This is a genomic window from Bradyrhizobium altum (assembly GCF_020889705.1).
Taxonomy (GTDB): Bacteria; Pseudomonadota; Alphaproteobacteria; order Rhizobiales; family Xanthobacteraceae; genus Bradyrhizobium; species Bradyrhizobium altum.
In genome coordinates, this window is record NZ_JACMYP010000254.1 from 1 (window position 1) to 12694 (window position 12694).

At 61.3% G+C, this 12694-nt stretch carries 12 protein-coding genes and 3 pseudogenes; 6 read left to right on the plus strand and 9 right to left on the minus strand.

Annotated elements, in window-relative coordinates:
- Positions 1 to 26 precede the first annotated feature (26 nt).
- Positions 27 to 191 (minus strand): annotated as a pseudogene (locus H8B02_RS49315) (terpene synthase family protein); the annotation flags it as partial.
- 2 nt (positions 192 to 193) lie between these two features.
- Between H8B02_RS49315 and H8B02_RS38215 the strand changes: the two are divergent.
- The 6 genes and pseudogenes from H8B02_RS38215 to H8B02_RS38245 form a co-directional block, all read left to right on the plus strand.
- Positions 194 to 412 (plus strand): annotated as a pseudogene (locus H8B02_RS38215) (IS21 family transposase); the annotation flags it as partial.
- Between the two features lie 161 nt (positions 413 to 573).
- Positions 574 to 1389, plus strand: coding sequence for a YopT-type cysteine protease domain-containing protein (locus H8B02_RS38220; protein ID WP_229187459.1), 816 nt, complete (start codon positions 574 to 576; stop codon positions 1387 to 1389).
- A gap of 975 nt (positions 1390 to 2364) precedes the next feature.
- Positions 2365 to 2661, plus strand: coding sequence for a hypothetical protein (locus H8B02_RS38230; protein WP_229170930.1), 297 nt, complete (start codon positions 2365 to 2367; stop codon positions 2659 to 2661).
- A 17-nt stretch (positions 2662 to 2678) separates the two neighbouring features.
- Complete coding sequence (locus H8B02_RS38235) at positions 2679 to 2936, plus strand: hypothetical protein (protein WP_229170931.1); 258 nt, start codon at positions 2679 to 2681, stop codon at positions 2934 to 2936.
- Positions 2937 to 2946: 10 nt separating this feature from the next.
- Positions 2947 to 3345, plus strand: a complete 399-nt coding sequence (locus tag H8B02_RS38240; protein WP_229170932.1) for a hypothetical protein — start codon at positions 2947 to 2949, stop codon at positions 3343 to 3345.
- Positions 3346 to 3363: 18 nt separating this feature from the next.
- The gene (locus H8B02_RS38245) at positions 3364 to 3669 is read left to right on the plus strand and encodes a hypothetical protein (protein WP_229170933.1); all 306 of its coding nucleotides are present in this window, start codon (positions 3364 to 3366) and stop codon (positions 3667 to 3669) included.
- A gap of 1752 nt (positions 3670 to 5421) precedes the next feature.
- Here H8B02_RS38245 and H8B02_RS38250 read toward each other — a convergent pair.
- The 8 genes and pseudogenes from H8B02_RS38250 to H8B02_RS38275 all read right to left on the minus strand — a co-directional run.
- Positions 5422 to 5733 (minus strand): hypothetical protein, encoded by a 312-nt coding sequence (locus H8B02_RS38250; protein WP_229170934.1) that lies wholly within the window; start codon positions 5731 to 5733, stop codon positions 5422 to 5424.
- 221 nt (positions 5734 to 5954) lie between these two features.
- Entirely contained in the window at positions 5955 to 6410 is a 456-nt protein-coding gene (locus tag H8B02_RS48250) for a pyridoxal-dependent decarboxylase (RefSeq protein WP_312001514.1), read from the minus strand.
- On the minus strand, positions 6302 to 6988 hold the full coding sequence (locus H8B02_RS48255) for a pyridoxal-dependent decarboxylase (RefSeq protein ID WP_312001513.1): 687 nt from the start codon (positions 6986 to 6988) through the stop codon (positions 6302 to 6304). The genes H8B02_RS48250 and H8B02_RS48255 overlap by 109 nt, the downstream gene beginning before the upstream one ends.
- Positions 6989 to 7224: 236 nt before the next feature.
- Entirely contained in the window at positions 7225 to 8538 is a 1314-nt protein-coding gene (gene ltrA, locus H8B02_RS38260) for a group II intron reverse transcriptase/maturase (protein ID WP_229170937.1), read from the minus strand.
- A gap of 583 nt (positions 8539 to 9121) precedes the next feature.
- Positions 9122 to 10071, minus strand: a pseudogene (locus tag H8B02_RS38265) (formylglycine-generating enzyme family protein).
- A 77-nt stretch (positions 10072 to 10148) separates the two neighbouring features.
- The gene (locus H8B02_RS49160) at positions 10149 to 10361 is read right to left on the minus strand and encodes a hypothetical protein (RefSeq protein WP_229187324.1); all 213 of its coding nucleotides are present in this window, start codon (positions 10359 to 10361) and stop codon (positions 10149 to 10151) included.
- Between the two features lie 736 nt (positions 10362 to 11097).
- Positions 11098 to 11700, minus strand: coding sequence for a DUF7146 domain-containing protein (locus tag H8B02_RS38270; protein WP_446471718.1), 603 nt, complete (start codon positions 11698 to 11700; stop codon positions 11098 to 11100).
- Positions 11585 to 12694, minus strand: a 1110-nt coding sequence (locus H8B02_RS38275) for a strawberry notch C-terminal domain-containing protein (RefSeq protein ID WP_229170936.1), incomplete at its 5' end; no start/stop codon positions are given. The genes H8B02_RS38270 and H8B02_RS38275, both read right to left, overlap by 116 nt.

Genomic DNA, 12694 nt, shown 5'->3' on the forward strand with positions numbered 1-12694 from the left:
CGCGCACGCCGCTGCCTCCCGCGCGTTCAGGCCGGCGCACGCTGGCCTCCCCCGCAGCGTCGCTGCGGTAGCGCCTGGTCGAGGTCTGGTAGTACTGCGCGCGGATGGCCGCCAAGGCCTAGATCACGGCCCCACGGCGCGGGAAAGTGTTCTTCCGCCATTACCCGGTGCAGCATGCGCGTATGAGGCGCTCGATCACCGGCTCTGTCACTTCCGGCTGGCGTTCTCCAGCTTCGAGCATGCCCATGTCGTGCTCGGCGGCGAAAGCTTCGTCGCTCTGGCCGAGGGCTTGCAGAACGCCCCGTGGGCGCTCGGCGGCGCGCCGCGAGGGTATCGCAGCGATAGCCTGTCAAAGTCGTTCCGGAATCCGGCAGCCGACGCGCGGGAGGCTCTGACACAGCGCTACGCCGCGCCGCATCAGACATTGTGAGAAGTCCGACAAAGGAACGCTTTCTAAGCTGGACAACAGCTGCCCGTCAGCTCGCCATCAGCTTGTCTGGGTATCCTCGCAGCAGGACTAAGCAGCCCGAATTGATGCGTAGAGACTAGCGCAGCACAGAAAGGTGAATCGTCATGTATGATCGAATCAGTGGCTCATCCACATGCACTAGACAAGCTGACGAACCGAGTCAGTCGGTGGATAGCGGCGGCTTTACGGAAACACTTGCAGGTCTCGCGCCTCAGTGGAGCTCACAACCGGGGGAGTTGCCTGACAAGATGGGGGCCTGCTGCAGCAAGCCACATACCTCGGATGCAAACGTTCAAACTTCTAGCGCCTCCGACCCCAGTACATCCTCTCCAGAGAGTCCGGCCACCTCCTTGTTTGAATACAGAACGGGCGACCTGCGTGATGCGAATGTGGACGGCATCTGCGTTGGGCTGACTGCGGAGTGGTTCCGCAATCTTAACAACAGCCCATCAACCCGAATGAGTGCGCTCACACCCGGATCGCAAACGCACGCCTCAGCGGCTGAACGGCAGCAGCAATATCAAAATCTCAAGGATCAGTTGCGGAGCAGGGGAGCAGGATCTTCTCAGGCCGACCTTCAGGCACAAAATACCATTTTGGAGGACGCAGGCTTGGAACCGGCTGGAGAAGTGAAGAGATTCGAATTCGGCAAGTCTTCGAACGTCATGCGCATGGTGAACGAAATCAACGAAGATGGATCGAACCATTTGCTCAGCTTGTATTTTGCCGAAGGCGGCGCACACACGATCGCGACGTCGGCCTCGAATGGAAGGACCACGGTTTTCGACCCTAACTATGGAGAATTTACTGTTCGATCAGATCCGGACCGGATGGCTTCATTGTTACAAAGCCTCGCCAATCGTTACAGGAATCCCAACGGGCAGCATTTATCGACAATCACGACGCAAAGGATGCAGTGAGTTGGGCCTTCATGCCGGTGGTGATTGGCGCCTTCTGTGAAGGCACGGATACGTCGGCCGGCGGTCGCGGCGTCGGGGGCCAAATCTGCGGCGGATAGCCGGCTGCGTGCCGGCTGGCGAGTGTGCTGGCATCGAAAGCGGGGGCGCCGGCCCCCCGCTATCCATGACGGCCGGCACAAATTGCAATTCTGTTTCGGAATGACCGCCTGCGGTTTTCAACTGACGTCGCCAAGAAACAATTGCTGCGGCGACAATCCATGCCGTCCGCTATCAAACCACGCGCTTGATCCAGACCGACTGTGCGCAGGGTATGACTTTCCACGACATCAGCTTTCGTTCGAAGCACGTAAAACCGACGCATCTATAATGGTTCAGCCAGGATGTGACCCTCACAAGCAGCCGGGGATCGGGCAGGCTCCGCGTTTGCGATGCGATCTGGATCGTCGAGCGGAAGAACTCAGCATCGCGCTCCCTGGGCGTCAAGCGAAAGACGTCGGCAGTTTCCATGATCGGGTCGCCGGTCTGGCAGATTTAGTTATGGATCGCCTGCCCGATTTTCGCATCCGCCAGGTCCCGGAGGACGCAAAGGAGGATCGTTATGGTCGTAAGGCGCTGCTGGCCGTCGACCACGTCGGTTTGAGCCGCCAGCGATTCTTGACCAGGACGATACTGCCGAGAAAGTACGGACTCACGTTAGCGACTGCGCGGCCCTCGCTATATATAATGCATGCACGTCGCCGACTTCGGCATGCCGATTTCCAAGCTCTGTAAGTCTTGTCCAGGCCGAGCCAAACTGATCCCGCTTGTCCGGCGGCCGCCTCGCCGGATTTGTCGTCCGCCGGCCCCGATAAGGTCTCCGGGGCCACCTCGGTCGGCGTCGGAAGCTTGCCGTAAGAAAATCTGGCAGTATCTGGATCAAGGTAGGATCACCGGTTGTGGTCGAGGATCCGCCGGCACCAGGCTACGGAGCAAAAGATGGAAGAGGTTTTGTTTCAGAAGTCGTTCTATCAGGTCTGGCAGCTTCAGATGCAGGCCGCTGTGGCCGACGTGCAGAAACTTGATGGGAAGCTGTTCAAATACCCGTCGCTCGGAGGCGTCCTCCAGTCGATCTCAGAAAAATACAACATCGAGGTGGTCCGTTTCCAAGGCCAGATGACCGCCGAAAGGCGAACAGAAGAACGGCAGCGCCAGGATGGCTGGGGCGACTATCGGATGATGAAACGACATGGCTCGACGTCAGCATCCCCTTCGTGGGCAAGGCGGAGACACTGAGGATTGGGCCCTCGTCCATGACGCTGTTGGATCGCCGAGCAACGATTGAACGCAATACGCTGACAATCAGCGTGGTGGACGATGACCGGACCGAAGCCGTCTTGCAGAACTTCAAACAGATGGTCGAGGGTAATCTGCAAACGTTGCGCGCAGAATACGAGCGTAACAAGCCACAGCTTGAGCAAGCGATCCAGCAGGCCGCTTCTCAGCGAAAGGCCCAAATCGAAGCCGAGGATGCGCGCGATAAGAGTCGCAGCGCCCGCGTGACAAACTAAGGGGCGGTTCGTGTCCGACAATGACGCCGCAGGTGGTCTGCCTGAACTCCCGAAAGGCAGTAAGGCCAGTGGTGCCGCCCGGTTTATGCTGAACACCGCGGGCGGTGCGATTCCGTTCGTCGGCGGGATTTTAGCGGCAGGTGCGGGTGCATGGTCGGAGCGGGAGCAAGCGCGGATCAATGATTTCCTGAAACATCTCGCCGACATGCTTGCCGCCAAGATGAAGGAAAAGACGCAGACGATTATGGAGCTGACCGCCCGGATCGACATGCAAGACGAAAAGACGGCGGAGCGGATACGAAGCGAGGAATATCGATCGCTGCTGCGCAAGGCTTTCCGCGACTGGGCAGCGGAAAGTGATGAAAAGCGGGTGCTTGTCCGCAACCTCCTGAGCAATGCGGCCGCCTGAACGCTGGCGAGTGATGACGTGGTGAAACTGTTCCTGCAATGGATCAAGGACTACTCCGAGCTGCATTTCGCGATCGTCGGCGCCATCTACAATTCCGCGGGCATCACGCGCGGCGGGGTCTGGGACGAGCTGGGCCGGAAGCCGGTGCGCGAAGATTCCTCGGACGCCGATCTGTTCCGGCTGTTTTCCGGGATCCAGCACGGGCGGCTTGGTGCGGCAGCACCGCCAAACCGACTGGCAGAGGAATTTTCTGGCGAAGCCGACGCGGAAGGGAGCGCCTTTACCGAAAGGCACACAGCGAACCATGAAGTCGGCATTCGATGACGGCGAGCAATACGAGCTGACGGCAAAATCGAGTTCAAAGAGGCGAGCTAGGCAGCAAAAAGGGCACCCCGTGAGAGGCGCCCTCGTTGTTAGAACAGCCTGCTGAGCAAGGCTAACATCGAAGCCAGATGCACATTGCACCCGAAACCAAGACGGTAGGTCTTACCGCAGGGCTGGCTGGCTTCGAGAGTGAGCAACACCGTCATGGTGTATCTCCATCTCCTGTACGAGGGTCCCTTTCGGTACGTGCCTTCATACATTGGGCCAGTAGGCCGGGGACTGTTCGTTGCGTGCTCTGGTCGCCCCCAACACACTGCACGTATTTCAGCCAGAAACGTAGTGCAACTTTGCGGCGATTCAATGGTCGAACCGTTTGCGGAAAGTAAATGCCAGCCACATTCACAAGCGCGAGTCTCCAATTGAAGTTTCATAGTTGGATGGGTCGCAGACATTTGCGCCTCGACGCGCTCGATGAGATGCCGTAAACGTTGAGCGTGGTCTTGATGTCTTCATGACCCACCAGGGTCTGAATGCGTTTCAGGCTTACTCGGTTGTCGATATTCGCGCTGCTCGAGTTTCCGTCTGAGATAACCGCGCGCGTATCCTCACCGGCTGGGAAGACGCTTGGCTACGCAGTATCTCTGCCTAGGTCGTCGGGAGCGCCCAAAACCTGGACGGTGCGTATGAGCGACGAGGACAATTTGAAGGTAGGCCAAGCAGCTTAGCGCAATTGCTTGGCTACTTGGCGTCCTCCAGTGGATTGTCACTCGCGGCGACAGCCCTACTCCTTCGTAGGCTTGGGCGGTGGCGGTGTTGGAGCTTGAGCCTTCACCATCGGTGCAGGCGCAGGCGGCCTCTGCTTAACCTGTGAGGTCTTGATTTCGTACGAGTCCTGACGGCTCATGATTTTGCCGTCCATCGCGTAGCCGTCATTTGTCCTGTGCTTATTGGTCATTGCTGCGTCCTCCCGACGGCGGCGCATTTGGGGCTGGCGGCGTTCTCGGCGCGAGGATTGGCGTTGGCGCTGCTGGACGCGTCTGAGTTTGAGACGTGCCTGGGTTGTGGCCGCCTTTCACGACGTAGCCTTCGGTAAGGGGTCCAACCGGGGGACGTGGCGGGTTCGTCATTTGCTTGTCCTGGCCTGTATGGGAACTCTACATCGATATTGTCCATCTTCCGTGCAGGGTACACGCGCGGCGCTTCGAATAAAACCGCTCCCTCGAAATCGTAGACGATCACGTCACGGAGCCGCAGTTCTCGCTGCTTTTCGGTTTCAGAGAACGCCTCAACCCACCCGGCACAGGTTATCTTTTCTTCGAAGTCTCGAACATGGACATACTCGACCTCGGCCCTGCCGGAATTGAAGGTGAAGTCCCAGACGTCCTCGTCGCCATATCGCTTCGTGGCGCCTATCTTGCGCGGCGACTTGATCGAAAAAACTCGCCCATTCAGCGGCCAAATGGCATGTAGGCTCTCCTCCACCCGGTGGGGCGTAGCTGCGCGCGTCCCGCATCGTGCTGAAGCTCGCAACTCCCAGCGCCGGATCGTGGCGGATGAGGCGCCCGACGCCGAAGATATCTCCACCAGCGTTCTCCGCCGTTCGGGCCAGGTAGAATTCGCTTGTTCGCTCGAACTGACGATAGGTGAGCATTTCTCCCGCAGCTATGTCGTCCGGGGTCGAAAACCGGTTGGGGATACCGAAAATTTCGAGCTCCGCCCGGCGTGCATGCTCATATCGGGGGTCGCCCCAATTTACCCGCTCGACAAGAAGACCGTCATGATGCGCCACTTGCCTGCTCCGACCAATAGCATTTCGTCCAGACGATCAGCGCCGGACCACAACTCTGCGCCGAGCTTGCCCGCGCTGGCTTCGATCGCGGCCAGCACTGGGATGACCCGCTCTTTCGCACATTCGGGATGCAGCAGGGTCAGCTTCAGAGCTGCGAGACCCCGGTAAACTGTCTTCCCGATGACCGCGATTCGATCATTCCAGAGCGGCCAGGAAGCTGCCGATTGACCTCGTTGATGAGCGCGTCCGGCAGGCTCTGCCCAGCGGGTCGTCATCGGAACAATACGATATTGGTTTCGGGCCGGACCAGCGATTCGAGCTCCGTCGATTTCTCATCTCCTTCGCGGCAAATTGCGCTTGGGCAAGCATCAGGTCGAGCAGTTCGCCCACATGTTCCCTGCCGAGCGCCCGCAGCGACATGAACACCTTCAAGGCATCGAACCGGCGCGTCGTTTGCAATGACTTCCCGACCAGATTCGGTCCGAGACTATCGGCCTTATCGCTCGGGCTGAGGTAAGCAATCGACCGGTCGCAGCGTCGCACGCCTGCGAACCATGAAGACTCCGCAGCTGATCGACTGGAACAGCATTTTGTGGAAGTCGATTGAGACGGAATCGGTGAGTTCGACACCGCGCAAAAGTGGCGCGTGATCGCTCAGCAGCAGCGCGCCGGCGGCGGCGGCATCCAGGTGGACCCACACGTTCGCGCCTTGGGCCACACGCGCGCATTCCTCGATTCGATCGATTGAGCCGCATTCGGTGGTGCCGGCCGTCAGCACCAGCGCGATCGGACGATGACCTCGATTGGCCTCGGACCGTATCGCCCGGTCGAGCCGGTCCGCGCTCAACTTGCCATCGCGCTCGGCCTCGATCGGCACGACTGCGGATTCGCCGAGATCCAGGATGTGGGCACTTCTGGCGACTGAGAAGTGCGCAAGCTCCGAGCACAGAATGCGCCACCCCGTGCCTCGGCCGGCAAGCCGGATATCCTCACAGTATTCTGTTCGCTCGCCTGGGCGTGATCGCGAGCCAGCATCAGCCCCATGAGATTAGCCTGCGTTCCTCCACTCGTGAACACGCCATCACCGGCCGCGCCGAACCCCACGAGATCGCTCAACCAGCGCACTACATGGCATTCCAACGCCGTTGCAGATGGGCCTTGGTCGAACGAATCCAGCGACTGGTTGCTCGCGCTGATCAGAAACTCCGCAACCAACGACGGCAATATCGGCGCGGAATGCATATGCGCGACATAGTGAGGATGCGAGACTGAGACGAAGTGCGGCATGATCCGCTCGCGCACCTCCAGCATGACGGCATCGAGACCGCGGCCGGCGGCCGGGCACACTTCGAGCGACGCCAGCAGGTGCTTGAGCTGGTCAAACTTGATGCCGCTGGTCGGAGCAGATTGCTCGTCCCAACTTTCCATCACGTGATCGATGACGCGCTCCATGGCGTAGACGAAAGCGGCGCGGGTGCTTTCATTGGTCGCTGGGAACAGACCCAAGTGATGCGCTTCACCGGTGGGCACCTGTCAGCTCCTTACTGAACGCCGGCCCATCGCAACAGGCGAGGAGGCATCGGTTATGTCGGCGGCTGTCGCGCCTTGACGCGCGCCCCTGGAAAAGGTCGCACAGCGCAAGACCAAGGGAGGAAGTAGAGTCGAGGAGAGGCGCGGTGATGCGCTTGTTGCGCGTTCCGTTTCCTCTCCCCGCTCATCAAACCGGACGTGCAGTTTTCCCGCATCCGGCTTTCCGACAGGTCTCGTCACAAGGCGCACGTCGGCGACACTTTGCGCACGCGGTTCAGCACAAGTACGCCAGGGTTCCCATAGATCTGATCAGAGAACCGTCTGACGCCACGTCCTGGCGTCTTATGTCGTCTGCGCAGAAAGGCGAGCACGCGGTCGAAGACGTGTCGATCAACGGCCTGATGAGCCGTAGCAAGAGAGCCATAGCTGAAGTAAGCGGACCAGCCGCGCAGAAGGCGGTTCAGTCGTGCTTGTACTTCGGGCCAAGCGCCCTTGTTGCCCGGCGTCAGCAGTACGCTGACCTTCCTCTTGATCCGCAGCACGCTTTTCTTGGACGGAGCCGCGCCAAGATACCACCGTCCGCCATTGCGGAAGCGGCGGGGTCCGAGCGTGTACCCAAGGAAGTCAAAGCTTTCCAATCGGGCATTCTTCACCGAGGTTTTAGTCTCGTTGAGTGTCAACCCAAGCTTGGTCATCACCGCTTTCGTCCACGTCAATGCGTCTTCCGCGTGGCCGCGGCTGAGAATGACGAAGTCGTCGGCATAGGAGATAATCTGGCCATGGAATGCTTCACGCCGACCGCTGAGACGCCAATGCTTCAGGAACCGGTTCATGTAGATGACGGAGAGCAGCGGACTGATGACGCCGCCCTGTGGCGTGCCACACTTGTTGCTCTTACCGCCGCTCGTGCGCCGTTTCCCGTTGCTATCCCGCTCCTCGACCGGTACTCGCAGCCATAACTTAATCAGCCGCAGCACATTCCGGTCGACGATGCGTCGGGCCACCGATTTGAGGAGGTCCGAGTGCGGAATCGTGTCGAAGTATTTCGACAAATCGGCGTCAACAACGTCCGTGTAGCCCCGGCACATAAGCCGGTGCACTTCCTTGACGGCATCGACCGCGTTGCGGCGCGGGCGATATCCATAAGCGCCGTCCTCAAAATCCGCCTCGAAGATCGGCTCCAGCACGATCTTTGCAGCAGCTTGGACGACCCGGTCCCGGATTGTAGGGATACCGAGCGGACGTTCGCCGCCGCCGGGCTTCGGGATCATCACCCGCCGCACCGGATCGGGCCGATAGGTCTTCGTGACGAGTTCATCGCGCAGGCCAGCCAACCATGCTTCGAGTCCCGCGTCGATCTGCTCGAAAGTTATTCCGTCCACTCCTGGCGCACCCGCGTTGGCGCGGGCCAGCTTGTAGGCATGGCTCAGAATGTCCTCGCGGCAGATCTTGTCGTACAGCACGTAGAAGCGGAAGGCAGGCTCCGCCTTCGCTTTGCAATAAAGCTTTCTCTGAAGGCTCCTGATCTTATCGGGCGTTTCAAGGCTCATCGCCAATCTACCCTTTCCCTCGCCATCTTCAAAAGCGCACCTGAAGTCAGGGTCCTTTCCTCCGCCGGAATTACCCGGTTTCATCGGTACCTTTGACCCTGTCCGACTCCCGTCCGGTCCATCGACTACTCAATGCTGAAGGCGCGACCTTCGACCAAGACGGGTCTCCCCCGATTACCCGTACTAGCTTTCCAACGTGCCGTGCCCATTACCCCGGTGAACCAGACAGGTGCGTGCGTCGATTGCTTCCCTGTCCGCACGGCCTTCCCCGCCATACGATCGGGTCGGCATTCACATCGTAACTTTCGAGGCGTGCTCAGGCTTCACTCACGTTACGGCCCGCTGGATTGCTCGGCCGCCTAAAGCGACCTTTGTCACGAGGCTTCGATCCGTCCGATTGCTCGTCCAAACCGCTCGTCAGCTACCAGATCAATCGACAACTCTCTGGGTGGATCCTTCCTCCACTGGTAATACGCGCCGTCGGGGCGCACCGAACGGTCGTACGGAAACGGCTATTCCTGCGGTTGATCACCCGCTCCGTTTCGACGGTCTTGTGGTTGTCGCTGCTCATTCAACACTTCCTCTACTTTTCAGACGGCGTTTGCGGTGGTTGAGAAGGGAGGGGCGACCGCACCACGCAGTGAAAGCCGAGGTGACTGGTTGACGTATCGATCGGCTCAGGTTGCCGAGCCGCGGGGCGATAGCGCCGGCAGTAGTTCGGCGCACAGAGATGCGAGCCCCCTTCAGGACCTTGCGCGGAATCCTGATCGCGGGCCGGCAGGGATCGTAGCTCGCCGCCTCGCGGCCGCCGCGCGGGTTCTGTGGGATGCAGCAGGGCTTCGCGGCGTCGGCCTCGTGGCGGGCCGACCACCAGTCGGCGGTCCACTCCCAGACATTGCCGATCATGTCGCATACGCCGTATCCGTTCGCTGGGAATGCGGTCACCGGCGAGGTGCGATCGAAGCCGCCTTCGCAGAGATTCTGGATCGGAAAGCTGCCCTGCCAAATGTTAGCCATGTGCTTGCCGCCGGGCGTCAGGGCATTGCCCCAGGCGTACTCCTCGGCTTCTAGCCCACCGCGTGCAGCGAATTCCCATTCGGCTTCAGTGGGGAGTTCCTTGCCGGCCCATTTGGCATAGGCGAGCGCGTTCGAATATGCGACGTGGACGACGGGATGCTCGCCGAGCACATCGATGTTGCCGCGCGGACCGTAAGGACGTCGCCAGTTCGCGCCCCGCATAAAGGTCCACCATTGGCCCAAGTCCCGCAGGTTGTGCACCCGGTGCGGCGGCTCAAACACCAGCGAGCGGGCGTAAAGCATATGCGGCAGCGCACCGGGATAGTGTGCCGGATCCGGTGTTGTCTCGGCCACCGTGATGTGGCCGGTCTCCTTCACGAACGAGCGAAACTGCGCGTTGGTGACCGGGGTACGGTCAATCCAGAAGCCGTCGACCCTGACCCGGTGCGACGGGGCTTCCTCCCGATAATGATGATCGGAGCCCATGCGGAACTTGCCGCCCGGAATCCAGACCATGCCGTCGGTCCGAATATCCCGCGGAGACTCAGCGCGCCCGAGGTCGATCTGGAAGATGGCGGTCCACCCGCATATGCTTATCGGGGACAGTAATCCCAGAAGTCCTGCGTCTTGGACGGATCGGTGTAGTACCAGCACATGCCCGGCGCCGGCGGCGCACCCGCCCATGTCGCCGCGGCCGCAGCTCCGACAAAGCCAATCGCCGCGCCCTCCGCCACTGCTCCCCCAATCGGCCAGCCATACCAGCCGGGTCGCGCCCACGGGCCAGGCCGCGCGCGTTTTCTTGCCATTTTTCATCTGCCGCCCGGATCCATCTGTTCTCTCTATGACGCGCAAATTCTACGCGGATCACAAACACGCTGTTCACAGCGTTGAAAGTTAGCGGCGACGTGACAAGAGGTCTGTCGGTATTTGCCGAGCAGGCGCCGTCCCTGCCTTATGTCACGCTCCGCTAACCTCACTGGCCAGCCACGGCCTCAACTTGCGATGGTAGCCATGCCTAAGGGAGGGAGGGTGCCCCAGGCACGTCGAGGGTGTGCATTGTTCGTGCCAGCGAATACTCGACAGTCGGGGAGCCGCCGGGGATCGGGCTCATCGTGGAAGGGACGGTAGCCGTAGAGCTGGAGTTCCTGGAGAACCTGATCGGTCGGGGATGAGCTGTGGTGCGGCTCGAAATCGTCGTCGTTGCTGGTGGTCATTGCGGCTTTCCTTCGTCGGATCGACCGCGCCCATCGCGGCCTTCATGGCGACGAAGGCGGCAGGCGGAACGGAATTGCACCCGCAGCGCAGCGGAGGGCCGGAGCCTTGGCGGAGGACCGAAGGGGGCCGACTATTTTGCCTCGCGATGTAAAGGCGGCTCCGCGGCCGACGGAAAATAGTCGGCCCACGAGGTTGCCGGTCCGGGCCGCTTGCCGCCCGATCGCCGTCTGAGAAGGCCGTGGGGGCGGTCCTCTCCGGCGCTGCGGGGAAGCATGACCGCCAGCCTCGCAGCAACGAAGCGGCCGCGTCGCCCTCATCCCGTTCCGGCTATGCCGCCAGCTCCATAAAGCGCGCGACGTCCCGCGCCGCGATCTGCACGCGGCTCGCGGCGCGAAGGGCGTCAGATCCGAGCAGGCGAAGATCCTCGTTGAAGTCGCCAAGTTGTGGCGAGATCACGATTGCCTCGATCCCGGCCTCCTGAGCCCGATCGATCAAGGTAGCCATGGCGCCGTCACCGGCAGGATCGTCGTCGCGGACGATGTAGAGTCGGCGAAGCGTGTCCGGGAGAAGAATGGCGGAAAGATGCGCCGCCGAGAGGGCTGCGACCATCGGCATGGTGGGCAGAACGCTGCGGAGCGATAGCATCGTCTCGATGCCCTCGCCGGCCGCCATGACTTCGCCAGCCACACCAAATCGAACGGCGTGACCAAGCAGGTCGCCCATCGCCCGTTTCGGCGTGTCGATCCGCGCCTTGCCGAGCGTTGTCTCGCTGAAGCCGTCGGGGTCAAGCCAGGTGCGATGCGCGCCGGTCGGGTCACCGGAGAGATCGGTGACGGTGGCGATCATCGCCGGCCAGATCTCGGTCGGGCTGTGATCGTCGGGCCGGTAGTAGCAACGTGGGTGAAAGCGCAGACTTCCGATCTCGTGCAAAGCCGTAATGCCGCGATTGCGGAGATACGCTTCTACGAGCGTGCCCACGATCGGCTACGACATGCCGAAGAGTCGCCGCGCCGCCGCTGGCGATAGCGCCCTCGACCTTGGCGTTCAGCAACTGCTCGAAGGCCGTGAACAGCACACCTTGCAGGTCGATGGTGAGCGCGACCAGCCGGTTCAGGAAGGTCGTGATCGGCGGCAGCTCGTCCTTGATGCCGTTCGCGTCCGTGAGCCTCAAGCCCGTGGCATCCTCGAACATCTCGAGCGAGCAGCCTTCGACCTTGCCGCGCACGAGCAGCAGATAGAGCTGGCGCAGCGCATCGCGGGCATAGTGGCTCTCAAGATTGTCCTCGGGTCGGAACAGACCCTGCCCGCCGGTCTGACGCTGGCCGCGCGTGATGGCACCAAGCGTGTCGAGCCGTCGCGCGATGGTCGAGAGGAAGCGCTTTTCCGCCTTCACGTCGGTCGCAATGGGGCGGAACAGCGGCGGCTGCGCCTGGTTGGTGCGGTTCGTTCGACCAAGACCCTGGATCGCGGCATCGGCCTTCCAGCCCGGCTCGAGCAAATAATGGACGCGAAGCCGGCGATTCCGCGCCGAGAGCTCGGCGTGGTAGCTGCGGCCCGTGCCGCCGGCCTCCGAGAAGACGAGGATACGCTTCATGTCGTCCATGAAGGCGGCGTTCTCGGCGAGATTGGCGGAGGCGGCACGGTTCTCGACGGCAAGGCGGTCACCCCTACGCACCACCCGGCGCGAACGTCCGGTCACTTCCGCCACGAGGTCCGTGCCGAAACGCTGCACGATCTGGTCGAGCGCGCCGGGAACAGGCGGAAGCGAAGCGAGCCGCTCGATCAGCTCATTGCGACGGGCGACGGCCTCGCGGCTCTCGACCGGCTGGCCGTCGCGGAAGACGGGCCGCGACGAGAGATTGCCCTCGCTATCGGTGAAGGGCTCGTAGAGCTGCACCGGGAACGAATGGGCCAGGTAATCCAG